General features: G+C 63.0%; 9 protein-coding genes. 5 read left to right on the top strand and 4 right to left on the bottom strand.

Features of this window, described 5'->3' with window-relative positions; translation table 11 throughout:
* Positions 1-342: 342 nt before the first annotated feature.
* Entirely contained in the window at positions 343-957 is a 615-nt protein-coding gene (locus BM046_RS13880) for an FKBP-type peptidyl-prolyl cis-trans isomerase (RefSeq protein ID WP_090540501.1), read from the bottom strand.
* Between the two features lie 211 nt (positions 958-1,168).
* On the opposite strand from BM046_RS13880, the gene BM046_RS13885 reads away from it, so the two are divergent.
* The 3 genes from BM046_RS13885 (at position 1,169) to BM046_RS13895 (ending at position 5,123) form a co-directional block, all read left to right on the top strand.
* On the top strand, positions 1,169-2,461 hold the full coding sequence (locus tag BM046_RS13885; protein ID WP_090540503.1) for an NCS2 family permease: 1,293 nt from the start codon (positions 1,169-1,171) through the stop codon (positions 2,459-2,461).
* Positions 2,461-3,549 carry a tRNA (uridine(54)-C5)-methyltransferase TrmA gene (gene trmA, locus BM046_RS13890; protein WP_090540505.1) on the top strand — a complete coding sequence of 363 codons (1,089 nt, stop codon included), beginning with the start codon at positions 2,461-2,463 and terminating at the stop codon, positions 3,547-3,549. The genes BM046_RS13885 and trmA overlap by 1 nt, the downstream gene beginning before the upstream one ends.
* Before the next feature lie 122 nt (positions 3,550-3,671).
* Positions 3,672-5,123: an aminotransferase-like domain-containing protein gene (locus tag BM046_RS13895; protein WP_218150044.1), complete on the top strand. Its 1,452-nt coding sequence runs from the start codon at positions 3,672-3,674 to the stop codon at positions 5,121-5,123.
* On the opposite strand, the gene BM046_RS13900 is transcribed toward BM046_RS13895, so the two are convergent.
* The gene (locus BM046_RS13900; protein ID WP_090540508.1) at positions 5,120-7,318 is read right to left on the bottom strand and encodes a hypothetical protein; all 2,199 of its coding nucleotides are present in this window, start codon (positions 7,316-7,318) and stop codon (positions 5,120-5,122) included. The genes BM046_RS13895 and BM046_RS13900 overlap by 4 nt on opposite strands.
* Before the next feature lie 205 nt (positions 7,319-7,523).
* Between BM046_RS13900 and BM046_RS13905 the strand changes: the two genes are divergently transcribed.
* Both BM046_RS13905 and BM046_RS13910 read left to right on the top strand, forming a co-directional pair.
* Positions 7,524-9,911: a DUF6351 family protein gene (locus BM046_RS13905; protein ID WP_218150045.1), complete on the top strand. Its 2,388-nt coding sequence runs from the start codon at positions 7,524-7,526 to the stop codon at positions 9,909-9,911.
* A gap of 156 nt (positions 9,912-10,067) precedes the next feature.
* On the top strand, positions 10,068-10,583 hold the full coding sequence (locus BM046_RS13910) for a GspH/FimT family pseudopilin (RefSeq protein WP_090540510.1): 516 nt from the start codon (positions 10,068-10,070) through the stop codon (positions 10,581-10,583).
* A gap of 26 nt (positions 10,584-10,609) precedes the next feature.
* On the opposite strand, the gene argJ is transcribed toward BM046_RS13910, so the two are convergent.
* Together argJ and secA are read right to left on the bottom strand one after the other, a co-directional pair.
* The gene (argJ, locus tag BM046_RS13915) at positions 10,610-11,827 is read right to left on the bottom strand and encodes a bifunctional glutamate N-acetyltransferase/amino-acid acetyltransferase ArgJ (RefSeq protein ID WP_090540512.1); all 1,218 of its coding nucleotides are present in this window, start codon (positions 11,825-11,827) and stop codon (positions 10,610-10,612) included.
* A 116-nt stretch (positions 11,828-11,943) separates the two neighbouring features.
* Complete coding sequence (gene secA / locus BM046_RS13920; protein ID WP_090540514.1) at positions 11,944-14,685, bottom strand: preprotein translocase subunit SecA; 2,742 nt, start codon at positions 14,683-14,685, stop codon at positions 11,944-11,946.
* Positions 14,686-14,855 lie beyond the last annotated feature (170 nt).

Below are 14,855 nucleotides of genomic sequence, written 5' to 3' on the forward strand. Positions count from 1 at the left end.
CCGTAGGAGCACCGCCCTCGGTGCGATTGGGGCGTACCGGCAACTCCGGCGCCGCCGGCGGGGGTTCGCACCCGGGGCGGGTGCTCCTACCGGATGGGGTGGCAGGCTCGATTGTAGGAGCACCGCCCTCGGTGCGATTGGGACGTGCCGGCAACGACGGCGCCGCCGGCGGGCATTCGCACCCGGGGCGGGTGCTCCTACAGCGAATATCCGTCTGCCTTGCGCACTCCGTAGGAGCACCCGCCCTCGGTGCGATTGGGGCGTGCCGGCAACTTCGGCGCCGCCGGTGGGCATTCGCACCCGGGGCGGGTGCTCCTACGGGAGTGGCGAATGGGCCGGTCGTTACAGGACCTTGAGCAGTTCGATGTCGAAGATCAGGGTGCTGTGCGGCGGGATGCTGCCGGCGGCGCGGCCGCCGTAGGCCAGGTCCGCGGGGATGTAGAGGCGCCATTTGGCACCTTCTTTCATCAATTGCAGTGCTTCGGTCCAGCCGGCGATAACGCCGCCTACCGGGAACTCGGCGGGTTGGCCGCGCTTGTAGGAGCTGTCAAATACCTCACCACTGATCAGGGTGCCTTCGTAGTGGGTACGGACGGTAGAGCTGGCAGTCGGAGTGGCTCCGGTACCTTCGCTGATGACCTCATACTGCAGACCGGATGGCAGAGTGATCACGCCTTCGCGACTGCTGTTGCGCTCGAGGAACTCCTGACCGGCCTTGCCTGCGGCGCGGGCGGATTCCTCGGCCAGGGCCTGCATCTTGGCCTGCAGGGTCTGGAAGGCAGCCTGCATGGCGGCGTCGTCCACCTGACTGGGCTGCTGGGTGTAGGCGTCGCGCAGACCGGCCAGCACCAGTTCAACGCTCAGGTCCGGGATATTGCTCGACAGCAACTGATCACCCATCTGCCGGCCAATGCCGTAGCTGACGCGCTGTTCGTCGGTTTCAAAGGTGTGGCTCATGGCTGCTCTCCTGAAAAATGACCGACAAGCCTGACACAACAGCGCTGAAAATTCACCTGCGGGTTGCCGGACGGAGCACTCACCAGACAGTCCGATACTCCCTGCCCGCGCCGCCCCTCCGCATCGCGGATCAGGCCAAAGATGCTGCGTGACCCGGGGAGATAGGCTAGAATGGCACGCTTTTCGGCCCCCCTCTACCGAGACTCTCCCCATGCTGGAAAAGCTGTTTCAACTCAAGGCACATGGCACCAACGTCCGCACCGAGATCCTCGCCGGTGTGACCACCTTCCTGACCATGGCCTATATCATTTTCGTCAATCCCATGATGATGGCCGACGCCGGTATCGATCCGGGCGCCGCCTTCGTCGCCACCTGTCTGGCGGCCGCGCTGGGCTCGCTGATCATGGGCGCTTGGGCCAACTATCCCATCGCCCTGGCTCCGGGCATGGGCCTGAACGCCTTTTTCAGCTACACCGTGGTGGGCTCCATGGGCTACAGCTGGCAGGTCGCCCTGGGTGCGGTATTCATCTCGGGTTTGCTGTTCTTCATGCTGAGCATCTTCCGCATCCGGGAGTGGATCATCAACAGCATCCCCATGCCGCTGCGCTCGGCGATTGCCGCAGGCATCGGCCTGTTCCTGGCATTGATTGCACTGAAGAGCGCGGGCATCGTGGTGGACAACCCGGCCACCCTGGTCGGCGCCGGTGACATGACCCAGCCCGGCCCCCTTCTGGCCGCCCTGGGCTTCATGCTGATCGTGGCTCTGGCCTACCGTCGGGTGACCGGTGCGGTGATGATCGGCATTCTGGTCATTACCGGCATCAGCCTGCTGTTCGGCCTGACCCAAGCCACCGGCTTCGTTTCCGCACCGCCGAGCCTGGCGCCGACCTTCCTCGAGCTGGATATCCGCGGGGCGCTGGACGTGGGGCTGGTCGCGGTGATCTTCGCCTTCCTGTTCGTCGACCTGTTCGACACCTCGGGCACCCTGATCGGAGTGGCCCAGAAGGCCGATCTGGTGGACAAGGACGGCAAGCTGCCGCGTCTGGGCCGCGCCCTGATGGCTGACAGCACTGCCACCATGTTCGGGTCCCTGCTGGGTACATCCACCACCACCAGCTACGTCGAGTCCGCCGCGGGCACCGCTGTCGGCGGCCGTACCGGTCTGACCGCCTGCGTGGTCGCCGCCCTGTTCCTGCTGAGTCTGTTCCTGTCGCCGCTGGCCGGCGCGGTACCGGCTTTTGCCACCGCACCGGCACTGTTCTTCGTTGCCGTGCTGATGACCAGCGGCCTGGTTCAGGTGAACTGGGAAGACCTGACCGAAGCCGCCCCCGTGGTGGTAACGGCGCTGATGATGCCCCTGACCTTCTCCATCGCCAACGGCATTGCCTTGGGCTTCATTACCTGGACCGCCATCAAGCTGCTGTCCGGTCGCTGGCGTGATCTCAATTCCAGCCTCTACGTGCTGTCGGCCCTGTTCATCGTCAAGCTCGGGTTCTTCAGCTGATGGGGGTGAGCTTCGATCCGTCCGGGTACGAGCAGCAACTGGCGGCCAAGCGCGAGCGACTGACAGAGCTGCTCGCGCCCTTCAGCGCCCCCGAGCCGGCAGTGTTTGCCTCGCCCCGGGAGCATTTCCGTCTGCGTGCCGAATTCCGTCTGTGGTATCAGGAGGGACAGCCGCACTACGCAATGTTCGAGCCGGGCAACAACCGCCAGCCGATCCTGATCGAGCAGTTGCCGATTGCCAGCCGCCGCATCAACGAGCTGATGATGCCCCTGCTGGAGGCCTGCAAGGCCGACCCCGAGCTGGGTCGCAGACTGTTCCAGGTGGAGTTTCTCACCACGCTGTCCGGCGAGGCCCTGGTCACCCTCTGCTACCACCGCCCGATTGATGAGCAGTGGGATCAGGCTGCGCGGAAACTGGCAGAGCAGCTGAACATACTGCTGATCGGCCGCAGCCGTGGGCGCCGCCGGGTGCTGGCGCGCGATCATGTGCTCGAAGAGCTGCAGGTGGATGGCCGCACCTGGCGTTACCAGCAGGTCGAGGGTGGCTTCACCCAGCCCAACGGCGTGGTCAACCAGCATATGCTCAGCTGGGCGCTGGAGGCCGCCGGGCACAATACCGATGACCTGCTGGAGCTGTACTGCGGCAACGGCAACTTCACCCTGCCCCTGTCCACCCGCTTTCGCCGGGTACTGGCCACAGAGCTGTCCAAGAGCTCGGTACGCTCGGCGCTGGAGAACATCGCTGACAATCAGGTAGAGAATGTCACCCTGGTGCGCCTTGCAAGTGAAGAGGTAACCCAGGCGCTGACCGGCGTGCGCGAGTTCCGTCGACTGCAAGGTATCGACCTGAGCGGCTATCAGTTCGGCACCGTCTTCGTCGACCCGCCCCGCGCAGGCCTGGATCCGGGCACCCTGGAACTGGTCAAGGGTTACGACCGCATCCTGTACATCTCCTGCAACCCGGAGACCCTGGCGGCCAACATCGCCGAGCTTCAGGCCAGCCATCGCATCACCCGTTGCGCCCTGTTCGACCAGTTCCCCTATACCCACCATATGGAAGCTGGAGTGCTGCTGGAACGCCGGACCTGAGCGCCAGCAGTACAGATCCGCTCCAGGGCGGCGCTACCCCATTCTGGAGTAATGGCTTAAAGCCGTTATACTGATCACCTCAGAGGAACAACAATAATCACTACCTCGAGAGGGACTGACCCTTGCTGGATCAGGATCTTTATCTTTATGAAAGTATCAGTCTGCAACTGCGTCGTCATATCGAGAGCGGCAGTTACAGGCCAGGGCAGCGGTTGCCCTCAGTTCGCAATCTGAGCCGGCTGTTCAATACCAGCGTCAACACCATCATTCAGTGCCTGCGGCAGCTGGAGCAGGAGAACTATATCGAGGTGCGCGCCAGATCCGGCACCTTCGTGGCGGCATCGCCCCCTGCAGGCCTGCACGGCTCCACGGACTTCGACCCGCTTCCCGTGGAAATCTCCCTGAGCGACGACATCCTCCATTATATGGAACCCCATCATCAGGCCGATCTGGTGCATCTGGGCATTGCCCTGCCCCACCCCCGGCTGATGCCCATGGAACGGATCATGACCACCCTGCGTGACATTACCCGGCGCCAGGCCCGGGATGTCTGGGATTACAGCCATCCACAGGGGCATCAGCGCTTCACCCTGCAGTTGGCGCGGCGCAGCCTCCATTATCCCAACCCGATATCCCAGGACGACGTCATCATCACCAACGGTTGCATGGAAGCCATTGACCTGGCATTGCGTACCGTCACCAGACCAGGGGATACGGTGGCCGTCGAGTCCCCCACCTATTACGGAACCCTGCTGGCACTGGAAGTCCTGCGTCGCAAGGTGCTGGAGATCCCGACCTGTCCGGAACGCGGGATCTGCCTCTCCACCCTGGAGCAGGCCTTCAAGCATCGCCGGGTTTCAGCCTGCATCATCTCCGCCAACGCGCAGAACCCGCTGGGCTTCTCCATGCCGGAACAGAACAAGCTCAAGCTGGTAGAGCTGGCCAGCCGACACGGTATTCCCGTGATCGAAAACGACGTCTGGGGTGACACGCTCTATACCGAAGGCGCCATGCCGGCCAAGGCCTATGATCAGGCGGGCATGGTGGTGTACTGTCACTCGTTCTCCAAGTCCCTGATGCCCGGCATCCGTCTTGGCTGGGTAGCACCGGGGCGTTTTCATCACCGGCTGCGTGAACTCAAGCTGGTAAGCAGCATCACTACCGCTTCCGCTCCCCAGCTGCTCATGGCAAGGCTGATGGAAAGCGGCTTTTACGCCCAGCACCTGAGTACACTGCGCCTGCAGCTGGCGAAACAGGCACAGCAGGTCCGCGAGGTGGTGCTGCGCTGTTTCCCCGCGGGTACGCGGGTTCACCAGCCCAGCGGGGGTTGTGTTCTCTGGGTCGAGCTACCCTCCCACATGAATACCGAGATTCTGTTTGAAGATGCTCTGGGGGCCGGCATCCATATCTTCCCGGGCAGCGTGTTTTCCCCGAGTCAGCAGTACACCCATTGCCTGCGGCTGAATGTGGGCAGCCCCGTGGATACGCCGCTGTTGAAGGCGGTGGCCCGCCTCGGCGAGCTGGCCAGGTATCGATCGGCCCCCCGGGTAGAGGGACCGATCGCAGAACACTAGGGTAAACGGGACACGCCGGTGTAATCGTCGCTGTAGCAGGGTGCGTCGCCACAGACGTCCGTCACCGCGCCATCGCGCTGCATGAAGGCGGACTTCTGCTGACGCGCTGCCACCGTGCTGCGCGGCGAACTGTGCGGGTCGTTGCCAAAGTCGGCGCCAGGGCCCCTGTTGATGGTGGGCGGGAAATCATTGCCGCTCCAGCCACCGCCGTCGCGTTCCACCTTGGCACCGGAGTCCCATATCATCATCCCATGACCATGGTGAGGATACTGCTCGATCCGCGGGATCGCGAACAGCGGGTTGCTGTCGGGACTTTCGCCAAGCCTGGCCGTGGGCTCATGTACTGCAGCGCCTATGGTGCGCGCCATCACTTCCGCACTCCACTGGGTCACCTGGAAGTCCCCCAGCGCCACATGCAGCAGCACATGCTTGTCCGCTGGTGTATTCGGCAGATGACGACCCGCCAGATGACTGAGATAACCGTTGTTCTCCGCCCGGTCCCAGAGCATCTGCATCAACGCGAAATTGAGCGACTGATCCAGTCCATCGGGATAGGCGGCATAGAGGACGGGGGCAAAACGCTGCTCGAAGGGGCCGTAGCGGCGCAGCAGCAGACTGTAGTTGCTCCCCGGTACCCCCAGCACGCCACGATGGAGGTTGGGCGCGGTGGCAATCAGGGCGCCACCCAGAATGCCACCCTGGCTGTTACCGTCGTAGAACACCTCGGTCGGATCATAGACCAGCTGGCCCTGATGGCGGAATTCGTCAGCGGAGGCGAAGCCATCCGGGTGCTGCATGAGTTCGGCCAGAAACATGAAGTTCAGCAAGCCCTGCTGGCTGCGATCCAGTTGCCGTGGCAGGCCGGTCAGGTCAGCCATGATCTGATGGATATTGCCGGCCAGAATGTCCTCCTGGGACATGCCTATCCAGTCGGTAGCGCAGAACATGATGTTATGTTCGCTCTGCATGGCCCGCACGTTGCTGCTGCCGAATTCGCCCCCACTGATATTGTATGAGCTTTCCCCGAACAGGCCGTGACCGTAGATGGCCGCTCTGGCAGTCTGCACATCGGCTTGTGCGAAGTCGGTTGTCGCCAGGGGAATCTGGCAGCGGAAACCAGCACGAACCACGTCTTCACCCAGGGTCTGCGGCAGTGCATCGGGATCATCACTGGCGTAGTTGAAGGTCGCCCCCACCCCACCCCCGGTCTGATTGAGGTAGTTGGGTACATCGAAGGTGCCCTTGATGTTGCGACTGAGGCCGCTGGCCGGGTTATCACGCACCTCGGTGATGCGGAAGCTCGGGCTGGCTCCGGCCAGGCGGGCGAAGGCGTCATCACGGATTGCCAGCAGACGTTCGGTGAGCGACTGCTGACTGGCGATGGTGAAATCCCAGGCCAGAGTCAGTTCCCCGCGCTTCACACCCGCCTGCTCCAGGATGGCAAAGATATCTTCCATCGCCTCGCGGCGCGCCTCGAACACCGGCTCTCCGGTATCGATGCCGTCACGATAGGCCCGAAACAGTTCATTGACCGGCAGCAACTCACCCTCGGCATCTCGAGCATTGCGGATCACTGCGATATAGCGGTTTCCCTCTTCAAAATTCCGTGCCGGCCGGATGATAAGCGCCTGCTCCGCCGGGTCGGTATTGTTGGCGTCCAGCTCGACCCATATCAGCTGCCGCTCGAGCGTCGATGCGTTGATGACCAGAACGGGGGCGTCAGGATCCAGCGAGGGCTCGATGTCCGTGATACGCACGGCGCCGGTCCGCTCCAGATCGATGCCCGGAAGATGTGCCAGCAGCATGGATCCAGGTGAGAAACCATCATTGCGGTTCCACTGGGTCGGCTCGATAGGTGTGGCTTCCGTCGTCCGGATCGGCACGAAGCGGGTGTTGTCCGGCGAGGCGGGCATGTCCACCGGTTGCGCCACCGGCATGGCGCGGATATCGAAGTCGATCCGGAGTCCGGTCGGTGTGGAACCGTCTTCCCGGGTAAACAGGTTGTTGGGGAACGGATACAGACAATGGCCGAGCACGGTATGGTCGCAGTACGCGGCCGACTCCACATCAAAGTCGCTGAGATCGACCTTCTCGGTCTCCACTGGCCGCGAACTGCCCGACCCGCCTGAACTCAGACAGCCCTGGAGCAGCAGTGCCCCGCACGCCGTAGCAACGGCGAGATAGATATGACGCATGGCTCGGTCCCTCTTCTCTTGTTGTTGTCGAGCCAGCCTAGAAAAGTCGGCAAGGCTTTAACAGGCACAGTTACTGCTAACTGACTCAAACAGATCCCTCAGACAGCGGTTCTGTTTCAGTCAGATAGCGCAATCTGTACCTGTTTTCGCTTCTGGGGTGGGCATAGGATCAGATTTCCATAATAAGAAGATGGAGCAAGCCACCATGAAACCTGAAAAGTGCTACTGGCTGCCTTGTGCGGCCGGCCTGCTAGCGATCGCCCTGACCGGATGTCTGAGTGGATCAGGCGGCTCCAGCAGCAAGAACCAGTCAAGACCTGACCTGAGCCTGGCGGTACTCTCGAGTGCACCGGACCAGGTCAGCGGCGGTAATGTGCTGGTTACCATCGAGGGTGATCCGGCCGTCATCGAGAAAGAGCTCGAGCAGCTGGAGTTCTGGGTCAACGACCAGGAAGTCACGCCAGCCCTGGTGCGGACCCGCAACAACCAGCTGGAGATCCTGATCGAGGGTCTGGAACTGGGTGACAACCAGCTGGAGCTGCAACACAGCCGCAGCGGCCGTCTGGATCAGCTGGAGCTGGTCAACCACCCCATCACCGGACCCATCTTCTCCGGCCCGCATCAGTACCCCTTTGTCTGCACCACGGTATCCGAACTGGGCATTCAGCCGCTGGTGGACACCGATGGCGAGATGGGCTTCCCGGTCCTGGACGAAGGCGGGCAGCAGATCGGCCTGAGCAAGGACTGCAGCATCGAGCCTGTGGTGACCTTCCTGTACCGCACCACCGGCGGCGCCTACCGCGATCTGCCGACCGATGGCAGCCGTCCGGCCGACATGGCACGCACCACTCTGACCGACGGTCGCGAGGTGGACTTCATCGTCCGCCGTGAGGTCGGTACCATCAACCGCTTCATCTACAGCATGGCCACCCTGGCCAACCTCGGCGACGCGCCGGACACCGCCTCCACCAACAACTGGAACGGGCGGCTGCTCTATCACTTCGAGGGCGGCGTGGCGATCGGTCACAGCCAGGGGCGCCTGAGCGGCCGGGCACTCAGCCCCGAAGCGCTGGGCCAGGGCTACGCGGTGATCTACTCCACCGGCAACCGGACCAGCACCCACTACAACCTGCAGGTGGGTGGCGAGACCGCGCTGATGGTCAAGGAGCACTTCATCAAGCGCTTCGGGGTGCCCGACTACACCGTGGCCATCGGCGGCTCGGGTGGGGCCATTCAGCAGTATGTGTACGCGCAGAACCATCCCGGGTTGATCGACGCCGGGGTACCGCAGTACTCCTACCCGGACATGGTGACCCAGACCATCCATATCGGCGACTGCGAGCTGCTTGAGCACTACATGGACGTCACCGACAAGGACAACACCCTGTGGACCGATACCCTGAGCCGGCGCCTGCTGGTGGGACTCAATGCCACCGAGGACTACCCTGATCCCTTTGCCGGTGCCAAGGGTCTGCTGGGGTTGAGCACCGCTCCGGGCATGACCGAATGCATCCCTGCCTGGCGTGGACTCTCCCCGCTGGTGATGAACCCGCTGTTCGGCCAGGCGCCCAACCAGGACAAGATGCAGCCGCCGGGCATCATGAATACCGTGCAGTGGAGCCATTACGACGACCTGCGCAATATCTACGGGGTCGACGAGAACGGCAACCCGCGTACCCTGTATGACAACGTCGGTGTGCAGTACGGCCTGCAGGCACTGGTCGAGGGCAACATCACGCCCGACGAGTTTCTCCGTGTCAATGCGCTGATCGGCGGCTGGAAACACCCCAGCGAGATGGTTCAGGAAGGCTTCCCCTTCCTCGGCAGCGTGGACGAAGTACTCGCCGATCCGAGCAAGTTCGACCCCTGGAGCAGCCGCAACATGAACCTGAGTCCGGATGGCGTCACCCCGGCACCGCGCACCCAGGGTGATCTGATCGCGATCAACGCGGCCTATGAATCGGGCATGGTCTTCGACGGCCAGCTGGATATTCCGATCATCGACTGGCGCCATTACCTCGAGGAGGTACTGGATATGCACAACAGCCACCAGTCCTTCTCTGCTCGCCAGCGCATCCGCAACAGGATGGGACATTCGGATAATCAGGTGATCTGGTTCACCGATGCCCGACCGACCATTCTGGACGATCCCGAGGAGCCGGAACCCCGGGACGAGTTCGACCAGACCTGGATGGCGCTGGAGGTACTGCACGAGTGGCTGATGAACATTCGCGCCAACCCCGACCGCAGCATCGGCGAAAACCGCCCAGCCGCGGCCGTGGACAGCTGCTTCAATACCCAGGGCGAGCTGATCGCATCCGGGGCGGATGTGTGGGATGGGATTCTGGATGACCGCCCGGCGGGCACCTGCACCCAGCAGTTCCCCACCTATACCACCTCGCGGATCATCGCTGGCGGCCCCATCGAGGGCAGCGTGTTCAAGTGCACGCTCAAGTCCGTGGACACCGCCCTGGCCGATGGTACCTACGGCAGCTGGGTGCCCACACCGGGTCAGGTCGACCGCCTGAAGGAAATCTTCCCCCAGGGCGTCTGCGACTACAGCAAACCTGATCAGGGCCGTCCCGGCGCCTGATGCAAACACAACCGGGCAAGGCCTGTTGGCCTGCCCGGTTGTGATCCTTCTCCCAGTTTCAGTCCCTCGCCCTTGGGTGATTCCCGGGGTATCTATAGCCTTGGCCCTGAACAGGATCGGGCAGCACGGCAGTAGCCCCTGAACGAGGAACTCGCCGTGCAGCGCAGAGGCTTTACCCTGATCGAACTCATGGTCGCCGTGGCGGTACTGGCGATTCTGCTCTCCATCGGCGTGCCGGCTCTCGGCAGCATGATCGACGCACAACGACTGGACAACGAAGCCCACCGGCTGATGCGCAGCGTACAGTTCACCCGCAACGAGGCAGTGCGGCGCAACCGCCATGTGCTGATGCAGCCGGTGAACGGCAGCTGGACCAATGGCTGGGTGGTGTTTCTGGATGACGACCGCAATGGGCAGCACGATCCGGACGACCCCCTGCTCAGGGTGGAGGGCCCCGCCGGCGCGGTTATCCATGCCAACGGCAGCCTGACCGGCTATGTGCGCTACAACAGCCAGGGCGAATCGGAGCTGCTGAACGGAGGCTTCCTGTCAGGTACCTTTTCCCTGTGTCCCCGGCAACCGGGAGTCGAGGCCAGGCAGCTGGTCATCAATCGGGTGGGTCGGGTGAGGATGCAGCGGGCGGAGCCCGCTGCAGGGAACTGTCCGGAATGACGGGGCGCCTGCCACGCCCCCCGCTGTCAGGTGCGGTATTCCGCGTTGATGCGCACGTACTCGTGGGACAGGTCGGTGGTCCAGATCGTCTCGCTGACGTTGCCACGGCCCAGTTCGATGCGGATGGTGATTTCCTCCTGGGCCATGACCCGGGCACCCTGCTCTTCGGTGTATTCCGGCGCACGCCCCCCATTGCGGGTGATGCAGACGTCGTCCAGGTACACATCAATGCGCTCGACATCCAGATCGGGCACGCCGGCATAGCCGACCGCGGCGAGAATGCGGCCCCAGTTGGGGTCGGAGGCGAACAACGCGGTCTTGATCAGCGGCGAGTGGGCCACGGCGTAGGCCACATCCAGGCATTCGTCCCGGTTGGCACCGCCGTTGACCCGCACAGTCACGAACTTGGTCGCCCCTTCGCCGTCGCGGACAATCGCCTGGGCCAGCTCGAGCATGACCTCGTTGACCGCCCGCGCCAGCTGGGCGTATTCGGGACTGGTCAGATCATTGATCTCGTCCATCTGCGCCTGGCCGGTGGCAATCAGGATGCAGGAATCGTTGGTGCTGGTGTCGCCATCGATGGTAATGCGGTTGAACGACAGATCAGCAGCCTGACGCAGCATATGCTGCAGTACCGGCTGAGTTACCCTGGCGTCGGTGGCCACGTAGCCCAGCATGGTCGCCATGTTCGGGCGGATCATGCCGGCACCCTTGGAGATTCCGGTAACGGTCACTGTCCGGCCACCAAGACTGATCTGGCGGCTGGCACCCTTGGGCAGGGTGTCGGTGGTCATGATGCCTTCGGCCGCCTGGGCCCAGTTACCTTCGGCCAGATCGGCCAGGGCCTGGGGCAGTACCGCGATGATCTTGTCGGCCGGCAGCAGCTCGCCGATGACGCCGGTGCTGAAAGGCAGTACCCGTACCGGCTCGACACCGGTCAGACCGGCCAGCGCTTCACAGGTACGCAGGGCCGCTTCCATGCCCGGCTTGCCGGTACCGGCGTTGGCATTGCCGGTATTGACCAGCAGGTAGCGCGGACCGCTGGGCAGATGCTGTTTGCACAGGGTCACCGGGGCAGCACAGAAGGCGTTACGGGTGAATACCCCGGCCATGCGCGCACCCTCGGCCGCTTCCATGACCACGACGTCCTTGCGCCCGGCACGTTTGATGCCGGCGCAGGCAATACCCAGGCGAAAGCCGGGAACCGGGTGCAGAGTCGGGAGTGGGCCAAGTCCGACGGGCATGATGCGATATCTCCAATTGAGTGAGGTGTACAAAGACAAAGGGGCCGGCACGCTGCTGTGAGGCGGGTGCCGGCCCTGGGGTGTTACTGCAGTACCCGGATGTCCGAATCAGCTGCTCAGACGATGCTGCCGTGACACTGCTTGTATTTCTTGCCCGAGCCGCAGGGGCAGGGGTCGTTGCGCCCTACCTTGGGCCCTTCACGGGTGATGGGACCGGCCGGGGCCGCCGCTGCAGGCTCGCCCTGCGGCTCCTCTGCCTCATTCTCGACCCCCGGCGCTGCTTCATGCTTGAACTGCATGCGCTGGGCCAGCTCCTCGGCCTGACGGCGCAGACGGGCTTCCTCTTCCGCCGGGTCCTCGCGGCGCACCTGCACGTGGCTGAGGATACGCACGGTGTCGTGCTTGATGGAGTCCAGCAGCTGCTCGAACAGCTCGAAAGCCTCGCGCTTGTACTCCTGCTTGGGGTTCTTCTGGGCATAGCCGCGCAGGTGGATGCCCTGACGCAGGTGGTCCATGGTCGCCAGATGCTCCTTCCACAGATCATCCAGCACCCGCAGCAGCATCTGCTTCTCGAAGGTACGCAGCGCTTCCGCGCCGGCCAGGGACTCCTTCTCGGCGTAGGCTGCGCTCAGCGCCTCGCTGATGCGCTCGCGCACGCCATCCTCGTGCAGGGAGTCGTCTTCGTCCAGCCACTGCTGTACCGGCAGCTCCAGGGCCAGCTCGGAGCGCAGGTGCTGTTCCAGGCCGGCGATGTCCCACTGCTCTGGTACGCTCTGGGGCGGCATGTGCTGGCTGACGATGCTCTGCACCACGTCCTCGCGGATGGCCTTGATGGTCTCTTCCACCGACTCGGCGGCGAGGATCTCATTGCGCTGGGCATAGATCACCTTGCGCTGCTCGTTGGCCACATCATCGTATTCCAGCAGCTGCTTGCGGATATCGAAGTTGCGGCCCTCGACCTTGCGCTGCGCCTTCTCGATGGCGTTGGTAACCATGCGGTGTTCGATGGCCTCACCCTTCTCCATGCCCAGGGCCTTCATGAAATTCTTCACCCGGTCAGAGGCGAAGATGCGCATGAGGTTGTCTTCCAGCGACAGGTAGAAGCGGCTGGAGCCCGGATCACCCTGGCGACCGGCGCGGCCACGCAGCTGGTTGTCGATACGGCGGGATTCGTGGCGTTCGCAGGCGATGATGTGCAGGCCGCCGGCATCCAGTACCTGCTGGTGGCGCTCCTGCCACTCGGCCTTGATCTGATCGATCTGCTCGGGGGTCGGGTTCTCCAGGCTGGCGATCTCCGCCTCCCAGCTGCCGCCGAGGATGATGTCGGTACCACGACCGGCCATGTTGGTGGCGATGGTCACGGCGCCGGGGCGACCGGCCTGGGCGATGATTTCCGCTTCCTTCTCATGGTACTTGGCGTTCAGTACCTGGTGGGCAATCCCTTCCCGCTTCAACAGGTTGGAGACCACCTCGGAGGATTCGATCGAGGCGGTACCCACCAGCACCGGACGGCCACTTTCCATGCAGCCCTTGATGTCCGCGACGATGGCCGCGAACTTCTCGTCGATGGTCAGGTAGACCAGGTCGTTGTAGTCCTTGCGGATCATGGGCTTGTTGGTGGGAATCACCACCACGTCCAGGCCGTAGATCTGGCGGAACTCGAAGGCCTCGGTGTCAGCAGTACCTGTCATGCCCGACAGCTTGTTGTACAGACGGAAGTAGTTCTGGAAGGTGGTGGAGGCCAGGGTCTGGCTCTCGGCCTGGATCTTCAGCCCTTCCTTGGCTTCGATGGCCTGGTGCAGGCCTTCGGAGAGCCGGCGTCCGGGCATGGTCCGACCGGTGTGTTCGTCGACCAGCACCACCTGCCCATCCTGCACTATGTACTCCACGTCCCGGTGGAACAGGGTATGGGCACGCAGGGCCGAATGCACATGGTGCAGCAGGTTGAGGTTCTGCGCCTGATACAGGCTGTCGCCCTCGGCCAGCAGCCCTTCGGCGCTGAGCAGCTCCTCGACGTACTGGTGGCCATCCTCGTTGAGCTCGACCTGACGGGTCTTCTCGTCGATGTAGTAGTGACCGTCGACGCCCACTTCACCTTCCTCCGGCCGTACGCCGCGCTTGAGGCGGGGAATCAGCTTGTCGATGGTGGTGTACAGCTGGGAGCTGTCCTGGGAGGGGCCGGAAATGATCAGCGGCGTGCGCGCTTCGTCGATGAGGATGGAGTCCACCTCGTCGACGATGGCGAAGTTCAGCTCGCGCTGGAACTTGTCTTCCAGACGGAAGGCCATGTTGTCGCGCAGATAGTCGAAACCGAATTCGTTGTTGGTGCCATAGGTGATGTCGCAGCGGTAAGCGGCGCGCTTCTCCTCCGGATCCTGGAAGGGCACCACCACGCCGACGGTCAGGCCGAGAAACTCGTGGAGCGGACGCATCAGGTTGGCGTCGCGCCGGGCCAGGTAGTCGTTCACCGTGACCACGTGCACGCCCTTGCCGGACAAGGCATTGAGATAGGCCGGCAGGGTGGACACCAGGGTCTTGCCCTCACCGGTCTTCATCTCGGCAATCTTGCCCTCGTGCAGGACCATGCCACCGATCAGCTGAACGTCGAAATGGCGCATGCCCAGTACCCGCTTACTGGCCTCGCGGACCAGGGCAAAGGCTTCGGGCAGAATGGAATCCAGGCTTTCACCCTTGCTTACGCGCTCCTTGAACTCGCCGGTCTTGGCCCGCAGCTGCTCATCACTCAGGCTGTTCAGACCTTCTTCGAGCGCGTTGATGGCATGCACTGTTTTCTGCATGCGCTTCAACTCGCGCTCGTTCTTGCTTCCAAACATCTTCTTCAATAGAGGCGCAAACATAGTCGACTTCAGTATCCATTTGAGGTGGCTGACGCTGTTCCGTACTAAGGCGGTTCACCGGCAAAAAAACCATTCTACTCTGAAACTCTCGCGACAATAAACCGTAGGGCCGGGAGCGCGGTTTCGGGAATGGCGGGACATCGGCAGGGGCCGGGTCAATTGACCCGGCC

This window comes from Halopseudomonas formosensis (assembly GCF_900115905.1).
Lineage (GTDB): Bacteria > Pseudomonadota > Gammaproteobacteria > Pseudomonadales > Pseudomonadaceae > Halopseudomonas > Halopseudomonas formosensis.